The organism is Kribbella sp. NPDC050820 (assembly GCF_040653975.1).
Classification (GTDB): Bacteria; Actinomycetota; Actinomycetes; order Propionibacteriales; family Kribbellaceae; genus Kribbella.
The window spans coordinates 81,332-102,515 of the sequence record NZ_JBFAHB010000009.1 but is presented as its reverse complement, the minus strand read 5'-3'; the positions used below and the strand labels follow the sequence as shown (position 1 = coordinate 102,515).

General features: G+C 69.0%; 18 protein-coding genes. 9 read left to right on the top strand and 9 right to left on the bottom strand.

The features are described from left to right. Positions 1-37: 37 nt before the first annotated feature. A complete protein-coding gene (locus tag AB0H36_RS11145) occupies positions 38-2,164 on the bottom strand; it encodes a peptidoglycan DD-metalloendopeptidase family protein (RefSeq protein ID WP_360520012.1) in 2,127 nt (708 codons plus the stop codon). A 156-nt stretch (positions 2,165-2,320) separates the two neighbouring features. Between AB0H36_RS11145 and lpdA the strand changes: the two genes are divergently transcribed. Both lpdA and AB0H36_RS11135 read left to right on the top strand, forming a co-directional pair. Further along, positions 2,321-3,718: a dihydrolipoyl dehydrogenase gene (lpdA, locus tag AB0H36_RS11140; protein ID WP_360520010.1), complete on the top strand. Its 1,398-nt coding sequence runs from the start codon at positions 2,321-2,323 to the stop codon at positions 3,716-3,718. A gap of 103 nt (positions 3,719-3,821) precedes the next feature. After that, positions 3,822-4,280: a PGPGW domain-containing protein gene (locus AB0H36_RS11135; protein ID WP_360520008.1), complete on the top strand. Its 459-nt coding sequence runs from the start codon at positions 3,822-3,824 to the stop codon at positions 4,278-4,280. On the opposite strand, the gene AB0H36_RS11130 is transcribed toward AB0H36_RS11135, so the two are convergent. After that, positions 4,248-5,453, bottom strand: coding sequence for an FAD-dependent monooxygenase (locus tag AB0H36_RS11130; RefSeq protein ID WP_360520006.1), 1,206 nt, complete (start codon positions 5,451-5,453; stop codon positions 4,248-4,250). The two genes, AB0H36_RS11135 and AB0H36_RS11130, sit on opposite strands and share 33 nt — an antisense overlap. Before the next feature lie 100 nt (positions 5,454-5,553). On the opposite strand from AB0H36_RS11130, the gene AB0H36_RS11125 reads away from it, so the two are divergent. Then, on the top strand, positions 5,554-6,228 hold the full coding sequence (locus AB0H36_RS11125) for a TetR/AcrR family transcriptional regulator (protein WP_360520004.1): 675 nt from the start codon (positions 5,554-5,556) through the stop codon (positions 6,226-6,228). On the opposite strand, the gene AB0H36_RS11120 is transcribed toward AB0H36_RS11125, so the two are convergent. After that, positions 6,209-7,105 (bottom strand): AraC family transcriptional regulator, encoded by an 897-nt coding sequence (locus tag AB0H36_RS11120; RefSeq protein ID WP_360520002.1) that lies wholly within the window; start codon positions 7,103-7,105, stop codon positions 6,209-6,211. The two genes, AB0H36_RS11125 and AB0H36_RS11120, sit on opposite strands and share 20 nt — an antisense overlap. A 192-nt stretch (positions 7,106-7,297) precedes the next feature. On the opposite strand from AB0H36_RS11120, the gene AB0H36_RS11115 reads away from it, so the two are divergent. The 4 genes from AB0H36_RS11115 (at position 7,298) to AB0H36_RS11100 (ending at position 13,294) form a co-directional block, all read left to right on the top strand. Further along, a complete protein-coding gene (locus tag AB0H36_RS11115) occupies positions 7,298-10,120 on the top strand; it encodes a family 78 glycoside hydrolase catalytic domain (RefSeq protein ID WP_360520000.1) in 2,823 nt (940 codons plus the stop codon). Positions 10,121-10,184: 64 nt separating this feature from the next. After that, complete coding sequence (locus AB0H36_RS11110; protein WP_360519998.1) at positions 10,185-11,516, top strand: ABC transporter substrate-binding protein; 1,332 nt, start codon at positions 10,185-10,187, stop codon at positions 11,514-11,516. 6 nt (positions 11,517-11,522) lie between these two features. Next, positions 11,523-12,446 carry a sugar ABC transporter permease gene (locus tag AB0H36_RS11105; protein WP_360519996.1) on the top strand — a complete coding sequence of 308 codons (924 nt, stop codon included), beginning with the start codon at positions 11,523-11,525 and terminating at the stop codon, positions 12,444-12,446. Further along, entirely contained in the window at positions 12,443-13,294 is an 852-nt protein-coding gene (locus AB0H36_RS11100; protein WP_360519994.1) for a carbohydrate ABC transporter permease, read from the top strand. The genes AB0H36_RS11105 and AB0H36_RS11100 overlap by 4 nt, the downstream gene beginning before the upstream one ends. Positions 13,295-13,648: 354 nt before the next feature. On the opposite strand, the gene AB0H36_RS11095 is transcribed toward AB0H36_RS11100, so the two are convergent. Continuing rightward, the gene (locus tag AB0H36_RS11095; RefSeq protein WP_360519992.1) at positions 13,649-14,785 is read right to left on the bottom strand and encodes an aminotransferase class V-fold PLP-dependent enzyme; all 1,137 of its coding nucleotides are present in this window, start codon (positions 14,783-14,785) and stop codon (positions 13,649-13,651) included. A gap of 26 nt (positions 14,786-14,811) precedes the next feature. On the opposite strand from AB0H36_RS11095, the gene AB0H36_RS11090 reads away from it, so the two are divergent. Beyond that, complete coding sequence (locus AB0H36_RS11090) at positions 14,812-15,564, top strand: glycerophosphodiester phosphodiesterase (protein ID WP_360519990.1); 753 nt, start codon at positions 14,812-14,814, stop codon at positions 15,562-15,564. Between the two features lie 65 nt (positions 15,565-15,629). Continuing rightward, entirely contained in the window at positions 15,630-17,003 is a 1,374-nt protein-coding gene (locus tag AB0H36_RS11085; RefSeq protein WP_360519988.1) for an MFS transporter, read from the top strand. Here the strand turns inward: AB0H36_RS11085 and AB0H36_RS11080 are convergent. Genes AB0H36_RS11080 through AB0H36_RS11060 form a run of 5 tightly spaced genes read right to left on the bottom strand, consistent with a single transcriptional unit; the run spans position 16,996 to position 21,183 of the window. Further along, on the bottom strand, positions 16,996-17,388 hold the full coding sequence (locus AB0H36_RS11080; RefSeq protein WP_360519986.1) for a VOC family protein: 393 nt from the start codon (positions 17,386-17,388) through the stop codon (positions 16,996-16,998). The genes AB0H36_RS11085 and AB0H36_RS11080 overlap by 8 nt on opposite strands. A 20-nt stretch (positions 17,389-17,408) precedes the next feature. After that, a complete protein-coding gene (locus AB0H36_RS11075; protein ID WP_360519984.1) occupies positions 17,409-17,945 on the bottom strand; it encodes a hypothetical protein in 537 nt (178 codons plus the stop codon). A gap of 13 nt (positions 17,946-17,958) precedes the next feature. Then, complete coding sequence (locus AB0H36_RS11070) at positions 17,959-19,188, bottom strand: ABC transporter permease (RefSeq protein WP_360519982.1); 1,230 nt, start codon at positions 19,186-19,188, stop codon at positions 17,959-17,961. After that, positions 19,188-19,880 carry an ABC transporter ATP-binding protein gene (locus AB0H36_RS11065; protein WP_360519980.1) on the bottom strand — a complete coding sequence of 231 codons (693 nt, stop codon included), beginning with the start codon at positions 19,878-19,880 and terminating at the stop codon, positions 19,188-19,190. Before AB0H36_RS11065 ends, AB0H36_RS11070 begins: the two co-directional genes overlap by 1 nt. Beyond that, entirely contained in the window at positions 19,870-21,183 is a 1,314-nt protein-coding gene (locus AB0H36_RS11060) for an HlyD family efflux transporter periplasmic adaptor subunit (RefSeq protein ID WP_360519978.1), read from the bottom strand. Before AB0H36_RS11060 ends, AB0H36_RS11065 begins: the two co-directional genes overlap by 11 nt. Position 21,184: the final 1 nt, after the last annotated feature.

Genomic DNA, 21,184 nt, shown 5'->3' with positions numbered 1-21,184 from the left:
CACGAACGACCACCACCCGGCGGTTCCCGTTCTGCTGCTAGGAGACGGCCGGCTTCCCGAACTCCCAGTGCCACGGCTCCTCCCGCGAGCCGCCCTGGTCGGCCCACGACGGGTGCACCCAGCCGTACTGCGAGGCGTGCCGCTTCATCCACTGGTACTGCGCCGTGCCGAACCGATCCACGCCGCCACAGAGGTCGACTGCGACACCCCACCCGTGGTTGGACGTGCCAGGCAGGGCAGCCAGAGACGGCTTGCGGGCGTAGAGGCTGACCTGGGAGGAGTACGAGCGGTAGGAGTCCGTGATGCACAGCGTCTTGCCGAACTGGGCACGGTAGGCCCGAGCCAGCTGCAGGTACGCCGCTGCGGCGTCGCAGCGCAGCATGTGACCGGAGCCCAGCCCACACAGCTTGCTCGCCGGGATCATGCCGTTGCTGTAGCCGCCCCAGCCGATCGTGGCGCTACCGGTCGCGAGGAACGGCATCGGGTTCACCGGGTCGCCACCGAGGCGGACCTCGAAGTGCAGGTGCGGGCCGGTCGAGTTCCCCTCCGAGCCCACAGCGCCGATCCGCTGCCCGGCGGTGACCTGCGCGCCGTCGGCCACGTCGATCGAGCTCAGGTGCGCGTACAGCGTCTCCAGCCCGTTGCCGTGGTCGATCCGCACGAGGTTGCCCGCCCAGGCCGGGTGCTCGACCCGGACCGTTCCTGACGTCACCGCGCGCACCGGGGTCCCGACAGCGGCCGGGAAGTCCTGGCCGGTGTGGTAGCCGGTTGTCCACAGCGCCCCGGCCTGACCGAACGACGTACCGATCTCGTACGTCCCGTCGGCCAGCGGCCACGTCCAGTCGCCGGAGCCGACGTTGTACGACGTCGCGGTGTTGCCGCACCGGAACGCGTAGGCCTCGGAGGTCGCGACCGGGGCGACCTGAGGCTTGGCCGGCGGGCCGAGGGTCGGGCGCAGGGCGGCGTACAGGTTGTCCGGGACCCGGGTGACGACGACCGAGCCCCTGGCCTCGTCGGCGGCGATCATCTCGCCGTTGTCGAGGGCGACCCCGATGTGGACCAGGCCGAGCGACTTGCTGCCCATCACGAGCAGATCGCCGGGCTGGACCTGAGACGCCTTGACGGCCTGGTAGTTCGGGTAGACCTTGCCGACCAGGTTCGGCAGGGTCGTGTACGGCTGCCACGCGACCCGGGCGGCACCGAGGCAGCCGTACTTGTCCGGGCCGGTCGCGGCGACGCCGTACGGCTTCCCGAGCAGGCTGAACGCCTGGTTCACCGCCCGGATCGTCTCGGCCGACAACACCTTGATCGTCCGTGTGCCCTGGACCACAGCGGCCGCGCCGGCGACCGGAGCACCAGCGGCCGTCAGCGGCTGCAGGCCGGCCGGCAGCTTGGCCGGGTTCTTCAGTACGGCGGCAGCCGGCGGCTTGATCTTGGACGTCGCCAGCTCGGTCAGGTACGCCTGCCAGCGCGCCAGCGCCTGCTGGTTCCGGGCGAGCTGCAGCTGCTTCGACAACTCGGACGCGCCGTCCAGATCGGCGTACTGGCTCTCGGCCATCAGCGCGGAGTCGGCCGCCTTCTGCTGCACCTCCTGCGCGAGCTGCTTGGCCTTGGCGGCGGCCTCGTTGGCGGCGGCACGCTTGCTGGTCGCCTCGGCCTTCGCCTTGCCTGCCTCGTTCTCGGCCGTCATCGCGGTCTGGTACTGCGTGACCTGCGTGCTGCCGAGCTGCTGGATCGCGGTCTGCCGGTCGGCGATCTCCTGCAGGTTCTCCGCGACCGGGGCGAGCGACCACAGCATTGACTCCGCGCCGAGCACGGTCGGGATGCCGGTCTGGTACGCCTGCGCGGTCAGCAGCCCGAGCCGGCGGCGCTCCTCGTCCGCCTTGCCCTTCGACGCGGTCGCCGACGTCTCCGCGGCCTTCGCCGCGGCCTCGGCGGTCTGGGCGGCCTTCAGCGCGGTCGTGTAGGCGATCGTCGCCTTCGCGAAGTCGGCCTGGACGGCGGCCGCCTCGGCCTGGAGCTGCTCGAGCGACTTGTTCACGTCCGTGACCGACGCCGGCGGCGGAGGCGTGGGGGTGTTGTCGGCGTACGCGGGCACCGCGAACACCGCGAGCAGTGTGCCGAGCGCCGCGAACCGCAGCCCCCGACGGCTCCCCACAACCATCAGGCCCCCATCCTCGTATGCCTCACGCGCGCAGAGGGTAGCGGCCCCGCGCCAACCCAGCCTAGGCGGCGATCGGCCCACGCGAAAGTCCACTCACGGGCTGTGACGACCATCCACCGGTCGGGACGGCTGGCGCGACCTACTAAAGTTCACTTCATGGCCTCGCACTTTGACGTTGTTGTCCTCGGCGCAGGTCCGGGTGGGTACGTCGCGGCGATCCGCGCCGCCCAGCTCGGGCTCAAGACCGCCATCATCGAGAAGAAGTACTGGGGCGGTGTCTGCCTGAACGTGGGCTGCATCCCGTCCAAGGCGCTGCTGCGCAACGCCGAGCTCGCGCACATCTTCCGCGCGGACGCCAAGACCTTCGGCATCAGCGGCGAGGTCAGCTTCGACTTCCCGACCGCGGTCCAGCGCAGCCGCAAGGTCGCCGACGGCCGGGTCAAGGGCGTCCACTTCCTGATGAAGAAGAACAACATCACCGAGTTCGACGGCTGGGGCAGCTTCGTCGACGCGAACACCCTCGACGTCAGCCTGAACGGCGGCAGCTCCGAGACCGTCACCTTCGACCACTGCATCATCGCCACCGGCGCCACCACCAAGCTTCTCCCCGGCACCCAGCTGAGCGGGCGGGTGGTGACCTACGAGGAGCAGATCCTCACCGAGGAGCTGCCGGGCTCGATCATCGTCGCCGGCGCCGGCGCGATCGGCGTCGAGTTCGCCTACGTGCTGGCCAACTACGGCGTGAAGGTCACCATCGTCGAGTTCCTGGACCGGATGGTGCCGCTCGAGGACGCCGAGGTGTCCAAGGAGCTGGCCAGGGCCTACAAGAAGCTCGGCGTCGACGTGCTCACCTCCACCCGGGTCGACGCGATCGACGACTCCGGCGACACGGTGAAGGTCACCGTCACCGGCAAGGACGGCAGCCAGCAGACGCTGGAGGCCGACAAGGTGCTGCAGGCGATCGGCTTCCAGCCGCGCGTGGACGGCTACGGCCTGGACAAGATCGGCGTCAAGCTGACCGAGCGCGGCGCGATCGAGGCCGACGGCTTCCTGCGCACCAACGTGCCGAACATCTTCGCCATCGGCGACGTGAACGCGAAGCTGATGCTCGCGCACGCGGCCGAGGCCCAGGGCGTGATCGCGGCCGAGACCATCGCCGGCGTCGAGACGATGGAGCTCGACCACGTGATGATCCCGCGCGCCACCTTCTGCCAGCCGCAGGTGGCCAGCTTCGGCTACACCGAGGAGCAGGCCCGGGAGAAGGGGTACGACGTCAAGGTCGCCAAGTTCCCGTTCACCGCGAACGGCAAGGCGCACGGCCTCGGCGACCCGACCGGCTTCGTCAAGGTGATCAGCGACGCCAAGTACGGCGAGCTGCTCGGCGCGCACCTGATCGGTCCCGAGGTCACCGAGCTGCTGCCCGAGCTGACCCTGGCCCAGAAGTGGGACCTGACCACCAAGGAGCTGGCCCGCAACGTGCACGCCCACCCGACCCTGAGCGAGGCGCTGCAGGAGGCCTTCCACGGTCTCGAAGGGCACATGATCAACTTCTGACCCACCGGCACCGTCCGACGGCAGATCCCGCACGGGGGTCTGCCGTCGTTTCGTTACCGCGTCCGGCGTGGGATTGTCTGACCCCTCACGTACGCTTGGGCTCGTGGCCGAGAAGAGGGGTCCCGACCGCACTGATCACAACATCACGCTGGACGCTCAGGACGACCGGTGGGAGTGGCGGCGGCGGATACGGGCGGATCCGAAGAAGCACCTGATCTACCGGATCGGTGTGGGTGTGGTGGGCGGGGTGCTGATCATTGCGGCGCCGTTGACCGGGTGGCTGCCCGGGCCCGGCGGCATCCCGTTGTTCATCGCGGGTCTGGCGATCCTGGCCAGCGAGTTCGAGTGGGCGCAGCGCCTGCTCTACCGGGTGAAGGACTGGGTCAAGGACCTCACCGCCTGGACCGGCAAGCAGCCGGGCTGGCTGAAGGCGCTCGGCACCCTCGCGCTGTTCCTCTGCGTGCTGGTCGTGGTCTGGCTCTACCTGGCCGTGCTCGGTGTCCCTGGGTGGTTCCCCGACTCCTGGGAGTCATTCCTGCACAAGCTCCCCCTGCTCAACTGAGCGGTGCTGGATTTCATAGGGCGACAGTTCAACCAGGTTGCTGACTTTCTCGCCCAGCTCGAGCATCCGGTTCAGCAGGAATGGTTGCGAGAGCAACCGATTACGGGCGGCGATGCCGAACCGGGTGCCTGGGGCAAGGAACTTGCCGGTCCGGTTGCCGCCGCCCTGCGTCTTCGACACGGGCTTGCGCAGCTGCGCCTCGTAACGCCCGAACGCCGACCGGTAGTCACCGCCGGACGTCGCCAGCTCCCCCGCCAGGACGTACGCCGCGACCACCGCCGTACTCGTCCCCATGCCGCCGACCGTGGCGCCGTACCCGGCGTCGCCGAGCAGCACGACCCGGCCACTGGACCATCGATCGACGTCAACCCGGCTGATCGAGTCGAAGTACAGGTCCGTTGCCGCGGGCAACCCCTCGAGCAGCGCCGGGACGTGCCAGCCCAGGCCGGAGAACGCGGTGGCGAGAATCGCCTTCTGCTGCTCCTCGTCCCGCCGGTCGTAGGGCAGCGCCGGTGACTTGAACAGCACCATCGCCCCGGCCATCGTGGGATCGCGCCGGTCCGCGGCGACACTCGCCATCCGTCCCGGCACGTTGTACATCAACGCATCCCCCGAGATTCCGAGCGTGTTCGGTAGATCCCAGCACGCGATGTAGTACCCGAGGTGGCGCACGTAGTCCCGCTCCGGCCCGAACGCCAGCCGCCGCACGGCCGAGTGCAGCCCGTCCGCCCCGATCACCAGGTCGTACGTCTCCTCGATCCCGCTCTCGAACACCACGTCGACCCCGCCGACCCGCTCGGTCAGCTCCGCGATCGAGTCCCCGAACCGGTACGTCGCCTTGTCGCGGGAGTGCTCGTACAACACCCGGGACAAATCCGACCGCAGCACCTCAAGCTCTCCCCCGGCGAACTCACCAGGCAGCCGCATCAGCTGCCGGCCCGCCGCGTCCACGAACCGCATCGGACTGCCACCGGTCTGCCGCGCCCGCAGGTCGTCGAGCACGCCCATCCGGGCCAGCACCTCCCGGTTCACCGGCCCGCGGAAGTCGACCGCGTAGCCGCCCTCGCGCAGCGCCGGCGCGATCTCGACCACGGTCACGTCGTACCCGTACCGCCCGAGCCAGTGCGCCACCGAGGGACCGGCCACACTCGCCCCCGACACCAGAACCTTCATCGATCTCCTCCGTCATCGTAACTGTGTCCGTCGGACACAATAAAGTGTATGATAGACACAGTTCAAGCGATCAGGCCAGTCATCATTGGGAGGGGCGGCGATGACGGAACTGCTCTGGGGCGGCCAGCCACAGCGCAGCCGCGGCCCCAAGCCGGCGATCACGCTGGCCGGCATCGCCGAGGCCGGGATCCGGATCGCCGACACCGAGGGCCTGGACGCCGTCTCCATGCAACGCGTGGCCGACGACCTGCCGGTCACGAAGATGGCGCTCTACCGGCACGTCCCCGGCAAGAGCGAGCTGGTCGCCGTCATGAGCGACCTCGCCTTCGGCCCGCCTCCGGACCACGACGCGATGCCGTGGCGGGACGCACTGAAGACCTGGGCCCTCGACCTGTACGCCGCCTTCGCCAAGCACCCGTGGCTGCTGCAGTCCACGGTGGGACGCCGCCTGCTCGGCCCGAACGAGCTCGCCTGGATGGATCGCGGCGTCGAGAAGCTGGCCGGTTCCGGACTCGACGGTGGCGAGCAGCTCGACTCGATCCTGGTCCTCAGCAGCCACGTCCGGAACCTCGCCCAGCAGACCCTCACGACGGGTCTGACCGAGGACTACATCAACCAGGCACTGGCCGGGATCCTGAGCACCGAGGCCGCCCGGTTCCCGCACCTGGCCGCGGCGATGCAGACGGCCGCGGGCGGCGAGAACCAGGGCCTGGAGTTCGGCCTCGACCGCATCCTCGACGGTCTCGAGGTGCTGATCAGCGCACGGAAGGGCTGAGCCGCCGGGTGTTGAAACGTTGCCGATAGGCGGACGCGCTCAACCCGTAGTGCGACTTGAACCGCCGGGCGAAGTAGTTCTGGTCCGGCCAGCCGACCGACTCCCCGATCCGGCTGATCGGCAGGTCGGTGTGCAGCAGCCGGTCGGCCGCGAGCTCGACCCGATGCCGCGACAGGTACGCCATCGGCGGCAACCCGGTCGCCGACTTGAACAGCCGGACCAGGTATCCCGGCGCGAGGTGCAACGCCTGCGCCAGGTCGGTCAGCGTCCACTGCCGCGCCGGATCCGCCTCCATCATCCGCATCGCATCCAGTACGGCGGGATGCGTCTGCTCACCGCGGTCGTCGTGCTGGGCGACTGTCCGGGCCAAGCAGCTCAGGTACAGCGACAGCCAGCCGACGAGGTCGCCACGATGCCGGCTGAGTGACAGCCTCCGGAGTTTGCGCAGCTCTTCCAGATGCTCGAGGCCTTCCTTGAAGGCCGCCGGGTCGAGGCGCGTGGTCAGCATGCCGCGGCGCTGGGCGGAGAACGGTCCAGTCCACAACAGGTATCCCAGCAAGGGGTCCTCGCGGGTCCAGGCCAGCTCGCGTTGCACCAGGTCGGCCGAGAAGCAGCAGTTGTAGACCTGCAGTGCACGGCACTCGTCGTACTGGTGCCAGACTCCCGGGCGGAGCAGGATCACGTCGCCGACCTCGAGCTGCTGGCGGCCGGCCAGGCTGTGGTGGACACCCTGGCCGCCGGTCACCAGAGCGATCTCGAAGAAGCTGTGCGTGTGCAGCGGATGAACGTTCTGGTGCAGGTGTGGACCCGCGTGCACCACCGTCCCCTCGACGAAGTGCAGCAGCGTCCCGGAATGTGTCACCGGCTCGTCGGCCATGCCTCACGATAGGGGCCGAGGTGCGTTTTGTGCTACCACGAGTGCACTTCGGGCTAGTCCCCGGCGATTACCACCTTCAGGATCGGGGGACAGGCGAAACGTCCTCGCCATCCATCCGAAACAGACCGAGGCCGTTTGCCACAGCAGTCACTGAATCGTTTCACTCGTCGGTTCCTCGTCGGTTGGAGTCACATGTCGAACCTCGCCGCACCCACCGCTCTCCGCTTCGAACATCGCACCGACGCCGGGCCCGTGCTGGGCATCGGCACCGCGACGCCCCGGCTGTCGTGGCAGATCCCGACCGCTGACGCCGGGTACACGCAGGCGGCGTACGAAGTCGAGATCAGCCACTTGGGTGGTGGGGCGGGGAAGGAATCCAGCCCCGTGACGGCTCGTCAGGTGTTCACCGTGCAGTCACCCGATCAGATCCTCGTCCCGTGGCCGGGCGACCCGCTGAAGTCGCGCGAGTCGGCCGAGGTCCGGGTCCGCGTGCGCAGCAACGACGACTGGAGTGACTGGAGCGAGCCCGCGACCGTCGAGGCGGGTCTGCTCAGCGCCTCCGACTGGTCGGCCCAGTTCGTCGGCCCGCGCGGCCACAGCTACGGCTCCCCCGCTCCCCTGGTGGCCGGCGTGGCCGAGCTGCCCGCCGACATCGTGAAGGCCCGCCTCTACTCCACCGCGCACGGCGTCAACGTACCCGAGCTCAACGGCCAACGCGTCGGCGACGAGGAGCTCGCGCCCGGCTGGACGGCGTACCAGGCCCGGCTGCGCTACCAGACGTACGACGTGACCGGCCTGGTCCGGCCCGGTGAGAACCGGCTCGAGTTCCTGCTCGGCAACGGCTGGTACCGCGGCCGGCTCGGCTTCCACGGCCGCAACTCCCTGTACGGCGACCACGTCGCAGTCCTCGCCCAGCTCGAGGTCACCACCGCCGACGGCCAGGTCCACACGTTCGCCAGCGACGACACCTGGACCTCCCGCGAGAGCGCGATCACCGCCGACGACATCTACGACGGCCAGAGCACGGACCTGCGGCGCACCCCTGGTGAGGCGACGCCGGTCGAGGTCGTCGAAGCCGACCTCAGCCTGCTCGTCGCACCCGACGGACCGCCGGTCCGCATCACCGAGGTTGTGCCCGCGGTCGAGATCAGCACGTCGCCGTCCGGCAAGACACTGGTCGACTTCGGCCAGAACGTCGTCGGCCGGGTCCGGCTGAAGGTCCGCGGCGGCGCCGACGGCGACGAGGTCGTCGTACGGCATGCCGAGGTGCTGGAGAACGGCGAGCTCGGGGTCCGCCCGCTGCGGACCGCGAAGGCGACCGACACCTACGTGCTGGCCGGCGCGGACGAGGTCACGCTCGACTCGGAGCTGACCTTCCACGGCTTCCGCTACGCCGAGGTGACCGGGGTCGACGACCTGCAGGTCGGGGACCTCGAGGCCGTCGTGGTCGGCAGCGACCTGCGCCGGACCGGCTGGTTCGAGTCGTCGCACGAGTTGCTCAACCGGTTCCACGAGAACGTCGTGTGGGGTATGCGCGGCAACTTCGTCGACGTGCCGACCGACTGCCCGCAGCGCGACGAGCGCCTCGGCTGGACCGGGGACATCCAGGTCTTCTCCCCCACCGCGAGCTTCCTGTTCGACACCGCCGGGTTCCTGACCAACTGGTTGGCCGACCTGGCGGCCGAGCAGCAGAAGGACGGCTCGGTGCCGTTCGTCGTACCGGATATCCTCAAGCACACCGGTCCGGCCACGGCCGCATGGGGTGACGCGGCAACGATCGTGCCGTGGGTGATCTACGAGCGCACCGGCGACGCCGCGCTGCTCGCTCGGCAACTGCCGAGCATGCGTGCCTGGGTGGACCGGATGGCCGAGCTGGCCGGCGAGAACCTGTTGTGGTCCGGCGGGTTCCAGTTCGGTGACTGGCTCGACCCGACCGCGCCGCCGGACAACCCGTTCCGCGCGAAGGCCGACCCGGACGTGCTCGCGACCGCACACCTGGCCCGGTCGGCCGAGGTGGTCGCCCAGGCCGCCGAGGTCGTCGGCGACGCCGAGCTCGCCCGCGAGTACGCCGACCTGGCCGACCGGGTCCGCAAGGCGTTCGCGGCCGAGTACACGACCGAGGGAGGCCGCGTACTGAGTGATGCGGCAACGAACTACGCGCTGGCCCTGCAGTGGGCGCTGCTGCCGACCGAGAACCAGCGCAAGCGCGCCGCCGAGCGGCTCGCCGACCTGGTCCGTACGGCGGGCTTCCGGATCAGCACCGGATTCGTCGGGACACCGCTGATGGCCGACGCGCTGGCCGATTCCGGACATCCTGCCCTCGCGTACCGGCTCCTGCTAGAGACAGGCTGCCCCTCGTGGCTGTACGCAGTGACGATGGGCGCGACGACGGTCTGGGAACGCTGGGACAGCATGCTGCCCGACGGCAGCATCAACCCCGGCCAGATGACGTCGTTCAACCACTACGCGCTCGGTGCGGTCGCGGACTGGATGCACCGCCGCGTCGCCGGCCTGGCGGCGGGCGATCCCGGCTATCGCACGATCGTCGTCCGTCCGCTCTACACGGCGCACCTCACGAGTGCATCGGCCAAGCACCTCACGCCGTACGGCGAGGCCGCGGTGTCGTGGACGCGGTCCGACGGCCAGGTGCGGCTCAGCGTGACCGTCCCGGTCGGTTCGCGGGCGCAGGTCGAAGTACCGGGTGAAGGTGCACCGGTCGAGGTCGGTCACGGCACGCACGAGTGGACCTGCGACGACCCGGCCGCCGAGACGCCGGCGCTGCCCGCGGATCCGAGCATCCGGCAACTGATGGACCACGAGCCCAGCTGGGCCACGATCGTTGCCGCAGCCAAGGAAACCGAGGTCGCCACCGACGACGCCGAGCTCGCGGCCCGGCTGGAGCGGTACCTCGACCAGCCGGCCACCCAACTGGTCGAGGCGATCAGCCCGCGCGGTTTCACCCCTAGCGCCGAAGCCCTGCAGGCCAAGCTCGACGCCGTCCTCGACAACAACTGACCACACCCGACACCGACCCCCGCCCCGACGCCAACGCCCTGAAGTAACACCCTTGGAGGTCATGATGACGTTCCGCCCAGGTACGAGAGGAGTGGCCGTGCTCGCGGTCTGCTCGCTCGCCTTGACCGCGTGCAGCGCGGGTAGTCTCGGCTCGAGTGACGACGCGGGAGGTGGTGGCTCGGTCGAGATCACCTACCTGATCGGCAACCAGGAGCAGGATCTCAAGGAAGCCCAGCAGCTCAGCAAGGACTTCACCGCCAAGAATCCCGGCATCAAAGTCAACCTGGAGACCCGGCCGGCCGGCAGCGAGGGCGACAACATCGTCAAGACCCGGTTGTCCACCGGCGACATGACCGACGTGTTCGCCTACAACACCGGGTCGCTGTTCCAGGCGATCGCCCCGGACAAGAACCTCACCTCGATCAACGATGAGCCTTACATCGGCGACCTGGACGAGAACTTCAAGAAGACGGTGGCGTCGGGCGACAAGGTCTACGGCGTACCGTCCGGCGGGTTCATGGGCGGGGCAGTCCTGTACAACATCCCGATCTACACCAAGCTCGGGCTGCAGGTGCCGAAGACCTGGGCGGAGTTCATGGCGAACAACGCCAAGATCAAGGCGGCCGGGGGCGGGGTCGCGCCGGTGATCCAGACCTACGGCGAGACCTGGACGTCACAGCTGTTCGTCCTCGGCGACTTCCACAACGTGGCCGCCGCCGAGCCGGACTTCGCCGACAAGTACACCAAGAACCAGGCGAAGTACGCGACCTCGCCGGCCGCCCTGAAGGGTTTCGAGCACACCCAGCAGGTGCACGACCTCGGCTACGAGAACAAGGACTTCGCCTCGGCGAAGCTGCCGGACGGCCTGAAGATGCTTGCCACCGGCAAGGGTGCGCACTACCCGATCCTGTCCGGGGTGGTCAACGACATGGTCGCGACCAACCCGAGCGCTGCCAAGGACGTCGGTCTGTTCGCGCTGCCTGGTGACGACGCGAGCAAGAACGGCCTGACCGTCTGGACCCCGGGCGGCATCTACATCCCGACCACCACGACGGGCGACAAGCTGGAGGCGGCGAAGAAGTTCCTCGCGTTCGTGGCCAGCCCGGACGGGTGCAAGTCGCTGGCGAGCGCCGGCGTGCCGACCGGGCCGTACGCGGTCAAGGGTTGTGAGCTGCCGGCCGACGTACCGCAGTCGATCAAGGACATGCAGCCGTACCTCGACAAGGAAGGCGGGTCCAGCCTGGCGCTGGAGTTCGTCTCGCCGGTGAAGGGCCCGTCGCTGGAGCAGATCACCGTCGAGGTCGGCTCCGGGATCCGTAAGGCCAAGGACGGCGCGGCGCGGTACGACGAGGATGTGAAGAAGCAGGCGCAGCAACTCGGACTGGCGGGCTGGTGAGGCCTCGTGACCATCACCTCGGCCCGTCCGAAGTCCCGCGCTGAAATCCCGGCCGCCTCGGCGGCCGGGAGGAAGGTCTACTCGCCGTACTCGTTCTGGTTCTACCTGCCGACCGCGCTGCTCTACAGCGTGCTGTTCCTGATCCCGACGTTCGCGTCCTTCTACTACAGCCTGACCCGGTGGACGCTGTTCGACTCGAAGTTCATCGGGCTGGACAACTTCGTGATGTTCTTCCAGGAGCCGGCCCTGGTCAAAGGCTTCACCAACACGCTGGTCTTTGCGGTCGTGACGTCCGGATCGAAGGTGGTGCTCGGGCTGCTGCTCGCCGTACTGCTGACGTCGCGGATCGTCGGCCGCGGCTACCTGCGGTCGGTGGTCTTCTTCCCGGTGCTGGTCAGCACGATCGGCGTCGGCATCACCTTCACCGTCCTGATGAATCCCGAGCGCGGCATCATCAACGGCGCGCTGAGCGTGGTCGGGATCGACGGGCCCGGGTGGCTGACCGATCCCAAGTGGGCGCTGATGTCGATCGCGCTGGTCGACGTGTGGAAGGGCGTGGGCCTGGCGACACTGATCTACATCGCCGGGATCGTCTCGATCCCCCGGGAGTACATGGAGGCGGCCCGGGTCGACGGGGCCGGGTCGTGGGAGACGTTCCGGCGGATCGTGCTGCCGTTGTGCAAGCCGGCCACGGTGACCGTGATCATCCTGTCGCTGATCGGGGGCCTGCGGTCGTTCGAGCTGATCTGGGCGATGACCCGGGGCGGTCCCGGGTTCACCTCGGACGTGATCGCGTCGGTGATCTACAAGCAGTACCAGGCCGGGTTCTACGGCCTGTCGACCGCCGGCAACGTGATCCTGTTCCTGGTGGTCACCGCGATCGTCCTGCCGCTGAACTGGTTCCTGAACCGCAAGGAGGTGGACCTGTGAGCACCGCGGAGCTCGTCAACCACAAGCCGGGCCGCAGCTACCTGCTGAGCGCGGTCGCAATCGTGTCCTCGATCGTGGTGTTCGTCATCCCGTTCGCCTTCATCGCGCTGACCGCGATCAAGGACCGGCAGCAGGCCGCGGACCTGGACTTCTCCTGGCCGCACCAGTTCCGGATCGTGCAGAACTTCGTCGAGGTGGTGAAGGCCCGCGACTTCATGCTGGTGATCGCCTTCATCAACTCGACGATCCTGACCGTGGCCAGCGTGGCCGGCATGGTGGTGCTGGCGGCAATGGCCGGCTTCGTGCTGCAGCGGCGCAAGAGCCGGTGGAACCCGTTCATCAACTTCCTGGTGCTGTCCGGGCTGATCATCCCGCCGGCCGTGGTGCCGACGATCTGGGTGCTGCAGAAGCTCGGGCTGTTCCGGACCATGCCGGGGCTGATCCTGATCGAGATCGCGTTCGGGCTCTCGTTCTGCATCCTGTTGTTCCGGGCGTTCGTCGCGACGATCCCCCGGGAGCTGGACGAGGCCGCGATCATCGACGGGGCCGGGCCGTTGCGGCTGTTCTTCCGGGTGATCTTCCCGCTGCTGCGGTCCGTCATCATCACCGTGGTGGTGGTCCAGTCGGTGAACGTGTTCAACGACTTCGTGAACCCGCTGTACTTCCTGCCCGGCGACAAGAACGCGACCGTCCAGCTGACCCTGTACAACTTCCAGAGTCAGTTCAGCACGCAGTACAACCTGCTGTTCATGAACATCCTCCTGATCACGATCCCACCCCTGATCATGTTCCTCTTCTTCAACCGCCAAATAGTCGCCGGCATGACCTCCGGCGCCATCAAGGGGTGACGTGGCGCGGGTGGGGCGTCGAGTCGTGGAAATCGGCTGACTCATCGGACCCGATCCGAACGAGAATCCACGACTCGACGGCGCGGGCGGCCAAGATCCCGGGATGTGGCCAGATCCGTCCGTATAGCGGACTCCGGCGCCAAACACCCGGCCGTGGCCACCGTCGCGGGACCGTGAACAGGTTATTGATTGTTCACGGTCCCCAGATGGTGTTCACGGCCCCACACCTGACCGACTCCAGGCCCCGAACCACCCTCGCCCCCACAGCCGACCGACCCCGCCGCCCCGGGTCCACGCCCACCCACCGGGATCAGCTGATCGGGCTAGAGCTCCCCGCGGCAACCACGACCCGTCTTACCCCGCGAGCACTGTCGGCAGCCGCTCGGCCAGTTGCTCGTAGTCGTGCGGCGCGTTGTAGGCGTGCGCGGAGAGCCGGATGAAGCCGCGGCCGTCGAAGCCGGTCAGGGTGATCTCGGCCTTCAGCTCCCGCGACACCCGCGCCTTCAACGCCTCTCCGTTGGTCAGGTCGACCGAGGACGGCAGCTCGACGAGCCGCATCGTGGCCGCCGGGCGCGCGATCTCGGCGACCCCGGTCGCCAGGGCCTTGGCGATCACGCGGGCGCCTTCCTCGACCAGGTCGCCCAGCTGCGAACGCCGTACCGGCCAGTCGAGCTCGGCCAGGACGCGCAGCGACTCGGGGGCTGCGATCCAGGGCACGTAGTCGTACGTCCCCTGGAAGTCGAAGCGCTCCGGGAGGCGCTCGTCGTACTCGGACCAGGAGACGATCAGCGGCCGGGCCGCCGTACGCCACTTCTCGGCCACCACCAGACCGGCGGTCGCGCGCGGCGCGGCCGGCCACTTGTGGAAGTTGCCGGTCCAGAAGTCGGCGCCATCCTCGGCCGGCGCGTCGATCAGGGCGGGCGCGTGCGCGCCGTCCACCACGATCGGGACGCCGCGCTCCCGGCAGGCCGCGACCAGGTCGCCGATCGGGAACACCATCGCGGTCGCCGAGCTGATCTGGTCCACAACCAGTACGGCGGCATCGTCCAAGGCGGCCGCGATCAGCGACACGACGGTCTCGTCGTCGGCCTCCAGCGGTACGTCGACGATCGCGATCTCGGCCTGGTTCGCCCGGGCGAACCGCTCGGCGGCGTACCGCACGGCGCCGTACGTGTGGTTCGTCAGGACGATCCGGCTGCCGGCCGGGATCGGCAGTGTCGCGAGGGCGACCGTCACCCCGGCGCTGGCGTTCGGGACCAGCGCGAAGCCGTCGGGATCGGTCTGCAGGTACGACGCCAACTCGAGGCGGCTCGTGGTCAGCCGGGCGGCGACCGAGCGGAACCACAGCATCGGGTTGGCCTCGGCTTCGGCGCGCAAGGCGGCCATCACGTCCTGGGTCCGGCGCGGCACACCGCCGTACGAACCATGGTTGAGGTGCAGGACGCCGGGGTCGAGGGTCCACAGGTCGGGGCGGGGGCTGAGTACCGTCACCACCCAAACGGTACATACTTTCCGACGTGTACCCCTACCTCGACCACGACGGGCCGATCGCGATGGCCCACCGTGGCGGCGCGCTGCACCCGGACAACCTCGGCTACGAGAACTCGCTGCGCGCCTTCGAGCACGCGGTGAAACTCGGCTACCGCTACCTGGAGACCGACCTGCACGCGACCAGCGACGGGGTGGTGATCGCGTTCCACGACAGCCGGCTGGACCGGGTCACCGACCGCACCGGCGTGGTCGCGGAGCTGCCGTGGTCCGAGGTGAGCAAGGCCAAGATCAATGGGCACGAGCCGATCCCCCGGCTCGACGAGTTGCTCGAGGCCTTCCCGCAGACCAAGTTCAACCTCGACATCAAGGCCGAGAACGGGCTCGCCCCGGCGGCCGACGTGCTGCGGGCCGCGAACGCGATCGACCGGGTCTGCGTCTCGTCGTTCTCCCAGTCCCGGGTCCGGCGGATCCGCCGCGAGCTCGGCCCCCGGCTCTGCACCGGGTACGGCGACTGGGAGACCGCGCTGATCCGGTTCCTGCCGTTCGCGCTGAAGTCGGGTGGGGCCTGCCTGCAGATCCCCGAGCGGTACGGCCCACTCCGGGTGCTGACCCCGGGACTGATCCGGCGAGCGCATGCCGCGGGCAAGCAAGTGCACGTCTGGACCGTCGACGACCCGGCCGCGATGCGGCGGATGCTGGACGCGGGGATCGATGGCCTGATCACCGACCGGACCGACATCCTCCGCGAGGTCCTGATCGAACGGGGTGAGTGGCATTAATCGGGCACTGAAGTGTTATCCGCCGGTACGCCGCTTCGTACCCGCGACCTGACACACTCCTGCGCATGGGACTTCTCTCCGCCCCGGCGGCGGTCGACAAACGGGAGTACTGGGGGTTCAGCCTCTACGACTGGGCCAACTCCGGTTACGTCACCACCGTCGGCACGGTGCTGTTCGCGCCGTACCTGACCTCGGTCGCCGAGACCGCCGCCTGCGGGCACGTCGGTACGGCGGACAAGCCGTGCGACACCAACCTGGACGTGCTCGGACTGGGCATCTCCCCCGGCTCGCTCGCCTTCTACGTCGTCACTGTGGCGACCTTGGTGTCGGCGCTGTTCCTGCCCGTGGTGGGTGCGATCGCGGACCGGCTGGAGCGCAAGAAGCTGCTGATGTGCGGCTTCGCCTGGACCGGCGCGCTGGCCGCTTCCTGCATGGTGTTCGTCGGCGGTGGTCGCTGGGAGCTCGGCGCGCTGCTGTTGTTCATCGGCAACCTGTGTCTGGGGTCGTCGCTGGTCGTCTACGACTCGATCCTGATCGACATCACCGGGCCGGACGACCGCGACGACGTCTCGTCCCGCGCCTGGGCGTTCGGTTACCTGGGCGGATTCATCCTGCTCACGATCAACCTGGCCGTGGTCACCGCCCACGATGCGCTCGGCATGAGCCAAGGTACGGCGGTCCGCCTCAGCCTGCTGTCCGCCGGGCTCTGGTGGGGCGCGTTCACGTTCGTCCCATTCGTGAAGCTGCGGAACCGGCCGCCGACGCACGTCGTCCAGGTGCGCAGCGGGAGCCTGGTCCGGCAGAGCTTCGGCCAGCTCGCGGCGACGCTGAAGCACATGCGGACCTATCCGATGACGCTGCTGTTCCTGGTCGCGTACCTGTTTTTCAACGACGGCATCCAGACCGTCATCTCGGTGTCGTCGACGTACGGCGAGAAGCAGCTCGGGTTCGAGACGCAGATCCTGATCGCGACCATCCTGCTGGTCCAGTTCGTGGCGTTCTTCGGGGCGCTCGCGTTCGGGCGGTTCGCGCGCCGGTTCGGCACCAAGCGCACGATCATGGGCGGGCTGGTGTTCTGGATCCTGATCGTGATCGCCGGCTTCATGCTGCCGGCCAAGCAGATCGTGCCGTTCCTCGCGATGGGTGTGGCGATCGGCGTCGTCCTGGGCGGCACCCAGGCGCTGTCCCGGTCCGCGTTCAGCCAGCTGATCCCGGAGGGCCGCGAAGCCGAGTACTTCTCGCTCTACCAGGCCGGTGAGCGCGGCACCTCCTGGCTGGGCACCCTCGTGTTCGGCCTGGTCCACCAGATTACCGGCTCCTACCGGCCGGCGATCGTTGCCCTCGGCCTGTTCTTCGTGGTCGGCCTGGTGCTGCTGTCCCGCGTCGACATGCGCCGGGGCATCCGCGAGGCCGGCAACGCTCAGCCCACGCTCATCTGAACCGGCCGGCGAGGACGCAGAACTCGTTCCCCTCCGGGTCGGCCAGGGTCACCCAGCTCTCCTCGCCGGTCTGGCCCACATCGGCGTGCCGTGCGCCCAGGTCGAGCAGGCGACGAACCTCGTCGTCCTGATCCCGGTCGGTCGCGTTCACGTCGATGTGGAGCCGGTTCTTCACGATCTTGCCCTCGGGCACCGGCGCGAAGGTCAGCGTCGGCGGCACCGGACCGGGCCGCTTCTTGCCCTCTGGCACCAATGGGGAGCCGATCGTGATCACTCCGCCTTCTTCCTCGTTCTGCACCACATAGTCGAGGACCGCGCACCAGAACTGCGCGAGACCACGGGGGTCGGCACAGTCGATCGCAAGCTCGGTGAACTTACTGGCCATGCCGACCACCCTACAAACGATCAACGCGACGGCGTGGCACCTGGGCTGCGGAAGCCACCACTCGGGAAGGCGGTGCCTTGGCGGACCGTGGTCGCGGTGATCGTTCCGTCGGTGTTCTGGCCGCTGACCACGACCTGCTCACCGGTCTTCAGGTCGGCAGCGGTGCCCTGCTTGGAGATGTCGTACATCGTCTCGCCGGTCAGCTTGACCGTGACATCGCCGTTCTGAGTCTTCACCACCAACTGCGAGCCGCTCGCCGACACCACGGTGCCGATCGTCGCGTTGCCCTGCCCGCCAGGACCTTGACCGTTCTGCCCGCGGAAGCCGCCGTACCCGCCGCCGTTGAGACCACGGCCCGCCTGCTGCGGCGTCGTACTGTCCGAGGCGAAGGCCGCATGCAGTCCGGCGCCACCCGCCAGGCCGACGGCCAGTACGACGACGCCGGCCAGGATCGCGGTCGCCAGCGGCAGGCTGAGGCTCTTCTTCGGCTTCAGCGCCGCGTCGACCTCTTCGTCGGACCCGATCTGGGCGAACTCGTCGGGCGTCTGGTTGCTCATCAGGTCGTGCCTCTCACTCGTGTCGTAGTGCGTCGATGGGACGAAGACCGGCCGCCCGGTGCGCGGGCATGCTGCCGAAGAACAGGCCGACCGCGGCGGACACCCCGAGGGCGAGCGCGATCGACGACGGGACGAGCACCGGCGCGACGCCGGCCAGCTGGAACTGGGTGATCACCAGCGCCGTGGCCACGCCGACCGCGCCGCCGATCAGGCTCAGCAGCGTCGCCTCGATCAGGAACTGGCCGAGGATCGTCCGTCGCCGCGCCCCGAGCGCCTTGCGGATCCCGATCTCGCGGGTCCGCTCGGTGACCGTGACGAGCATGATGTTCGTGACGCCGATCCCGCCGACGACCAGGCTGATCGCGGCCACGGTCGCCAGGAGTGCGGTGAAGGTCGCCGCGGTGTCCTGACTGGTCTGCAGGATCTGCGCCGAGTTGGTGATCCGGAACGGCGACGTCTGGTTGGCCGGCACCTCGTGGCGCGCGGTCAGCAACTGCGTGACCTCGGCCTGCGCGACGTCGACCCGGTCCTTGTCCGCGGCCTGGACGACGATCTGGCTCAAGGCGCCGTACCCGGCCTGGGTCGCGCGCAGCGTGCTGATCGGCACGACCGCGGTCGCGTTCGGGTCCGAGAACCCGGTGCTGTCCTTGCTCGCCAGCACCCCGAGTACGACGAAGTCGACGGCGCCGAGCTTGATCGTCTGGCCGACCGCGGTCCCAGGCCGCCCGAACAGCTCGGTGGCGGCCGTTTGGCCGAGCAGGATCACGCGCTGCGAGGTGTCGATGTCCTGCTGGGTGAACGACCGGCCGGTCTCGACCGGGGTGTTGGTGGCCGGCAGATACTCGGGCGTCGTACCGATCACCTGGTTGACCGTGTAACTGGTGTCGCCGTTGGTCGCCGTACCGGAGCTGGTCATCACCGGAGCGACCGAGGCGATGTCGGGTGCCAGATTCTTGTCGGCGAGCGCCTCGGCGTCGTCGAGCGACAGGCTGTACTGCTGGGCCGACGGGCCGGCCTGACCGCGCTGGAAGCCGCCACCACCGCCGGTGGTCGAGACAGTGAGCAGGTTGGTGCCCATCGCCTCCAGCCGGTCTTGGACGGCCCTGCCGGAGCCGTTGCCGACTGCAACGAGCACGATGACGGCGCCGACGCCGATGGACACGCCGAGGACGGTCAGCAGCGAGCGCAGCTTGTTCGCGCTGAGGCCGCGCAGGGCGGCTCCGAACAGGTCGCGGGGTGACATCAGCGGGTCACCTCGTCGGCAACGATCCGGCCGTCCGCGACCTGGATCAGGCGGCGGGCCCGGGCCGCGACCTCGTTCTCGTGGGTGATCACCACAACCGTGCGGCCGTCGGCGTTCAGCTGGTCGAACATGCCGAGCACTTCCTCGGTCGAATGCGCGTCGAGGTTGCCGGTCGGCTCGTCGGCGAGCAGGATCCGCGGGCCGGTCGCCAGTGCGCGGGCGATCGCGACGCGCTGCTGCTGGCCGCCGGACAGCTGGTTCGGCCGGTGGCCGGCGCGGTCCGACAGGCCGACCAGCTCCAGCGCTCGGGCAGCCCTCCTGCGGCGTTCGGCGCGGCGAAGGTGGGCGTAGGTCAGGGGCAGCTCGACGTTGGCGATCGCCGTGGTGCGCGGGATCAGGTTGAACGACTGGAAGATGAAGCCGATCTTGCGGCCGCGGACGAGCGCCTGCTGGTCCTCGGACAGCCGGGCCACGTTGCGGCCGTCCAGCCAGTACTCACCTCGGCTCGGGACGTCGAGGCAGCCGAGGATGTTCATCAGCGTCGACTTGCCGGATCCGGATGAGCCCATCACCGCGACGTACTCGCCGGACTCGACCCGCAGCGACACGCCCCGGAGCGCGTGCACGGCCGTCTCCCCCGCGCCGTACGTCTTGGTGACGTCCCGGATCTCGATCAGGGCGTCAGCGGCCACGGTTGCCCCCGGCTCCGGTGCCCGCTCCGGGGAACTGGCCGCCGCCGGGGAGCTGGCCCTGACCGAACTGACCCTGCCGGCCCTGGCCGTTCTGGTTGGCCGTCGTGCCGATGGAGCCCTGGAGCAGCTCGATCCGCTCCCCCTCGTCCAGGCCGGAGGTGATCTGGGTGTAGCTGTCGCCGCGGACGCCGACCTGCACCTCGCGGGTCCCGCCGCCGTCGGCCATCGTCACCGTGTACGTCGCACCGCTGGTGGCGATCGCGGTGCTCGGGACGTAGAGGGCGTTGGCGGCCTTGGCGGTCTGCACGGTGACGTTCGCGGTCTGGCCGATCCGGGCGTTCGCCGGGATCTTCGTCAGCGAGAAGGTGGCCGAGTACGAGACGACGCCGTTGGTGGTCGTCGGGGTCGGCGAGACGGAGGCGAGGGAGGCGGTCAGCGTCGTACCGGGTTCGGCGTTGAGGGTGACGGTGGCGGACTGGCCGGCCTTGATCTTGATCGCGTCGGCCTCGGCGAAGGCGGCGACCACCTGGAGCGACTTGAGGTCGGCGAGGTCGACGAAACCTGTACCTGAGGTTGTGGTCGTCGTGGTTCCGGTGGAGGCTGAACCTTGACCTGAGGTCGAGCCTGTTCCGCCTGAACCAGTCCCTGAGCTGGACCCTCCGGTGACGGAGCCGACGGAGCCGTTGATCGCGGTGATGGTGCCGGCGATCGGGGCCTTCAGCGTGGTCGCGGCGACCGCGGCCTCAGCGGCCTCGACGTCCTGGTCGGCCTGCTCCTTGTCCGCCTTCGCCCGGGCCAGGCTGGCCTCGGCGTTGCTGACGGCGACCTCGGGGCTCTGGCCCTGGCTGCTCTGGGTCTGGCTGGCTTGGGTCTGGCTGTTCTGGGTCTGCTGGCCGTCGGTCGGGGTCGGGGTCGGCGATTCCGAGGCTTCCTCCGCCGCTTCGAGGGCCTCCTGCGCGTCGGTCAGCGACTCCTCGGCGGCGTCGACCGAGTTCGCCGCGGCGATCTGGTTCTGCTCGGCGATCCGGCGCTGGCGCTCGGCCGCGGACGGGTCGATCTTCGCGATCGCCGTACCCTTGGCCACCACCTGGCCGACCTTGACCATGATCTGCGTCACGGTCCCGGAGGTCTCGAACTGCGGTGAGGCCGTCCGGGAGCTCTGCAGAGTGCCGCTGGAGCCGACACTCGCAGTCACCTCGCCGCGGGCGACGGCCACGGTCGGGCGGGCGGCGGCAGCGGTCGGCTGGTCCTTGCGGAAGAAGAGGAAGTACGCCGTCACGGCGATGGCCAGGACGATGGCCACC

Excerpts from the sequence above, each read along its gene's own strand:
- AB0H36_RS11145 (WP_360520012.1), bottom strand. The coding sequence starts at position 2,164 with ATGGTTGTGGGGAGCCGTCGGGGGCTGCGGTTCGCGGCGCTCGGCACA.
- lpdA (WP_360520010.1), top strand. The coding sequence starts at position 2,321 with ATGGCCTCGCACTTTGACGTTGTTGTCCTCGGCGCAGGTCCGGGTGGG.
- AB0H36_RS11130 (WP_360520006.1), bottom strand. The coding sequence starts at position 5,453 with ATGAAGGTTCTGGTGTCGGGGGCGAGTGTGGCCGGTCCCTCGGTGGCG.
- AB0H36_RS11125 (WP_360520004.1), top strand. The coding sequence starts at position 5,554 with ATGACGGAACTGCTCTGGGGCGGCCAGCCACAGCGCAGCCGCGGCCCC.
- AB0H36_RS11120 (WP_360520002.1), bottom strand. The coding sequence starts at position 7,105 with ATGGCCGACGAGCCGGTGACACATTCCGGGACGCTGCTGCACTTCGTC.
- AB0H36_RS11115 (WP_360520000.1), top strand. The coding sequence starts at position 7,298 with ATGTCGAACCTCGCCGCACCCACCGCTCTCCGCTTCGAACATCGCACC.
- AB0H36_RS11110 (WP_360519998.1), top strand. The coding sequence starts at position 10,185 with ATGACGTTCCGCCCAGGTACGAGAGGAGTGGCCGTGCTCGCGGTCTGC.
- AB0H36_RS11085 (WP_360519988.1), top strand. The coding sequence starts at position 15,630 with ATGGGACTTCTCTCCGCCCCGGCGGCGGTCGACAAACGGGAGTACTGG.
- AB0H36_RS11080 (WP_360519986.1), bottom strand. The coding sequence starts at position 17,388 with ATGGCCAGTAAGTTCACCGAGCTTGCGATCGACTGTGCCGACCCCCGT.
- AB0H36_RS11075 (WP_360519984.1), bottom strand. The coding sequence starts at position 17,945 with ATGAGCAACCAGACGCCCGACGAGTTCGCCCAGATCGGGTCCGACGAA.
- AB0H36_RS11070 (WP_360519982.1), bottom strand. The coding sequence starts at position 19,188 with ATGTCACCCCGCGACCTGTTCGGAGCCGCCCTGCGCGGCCTCAGCGCG.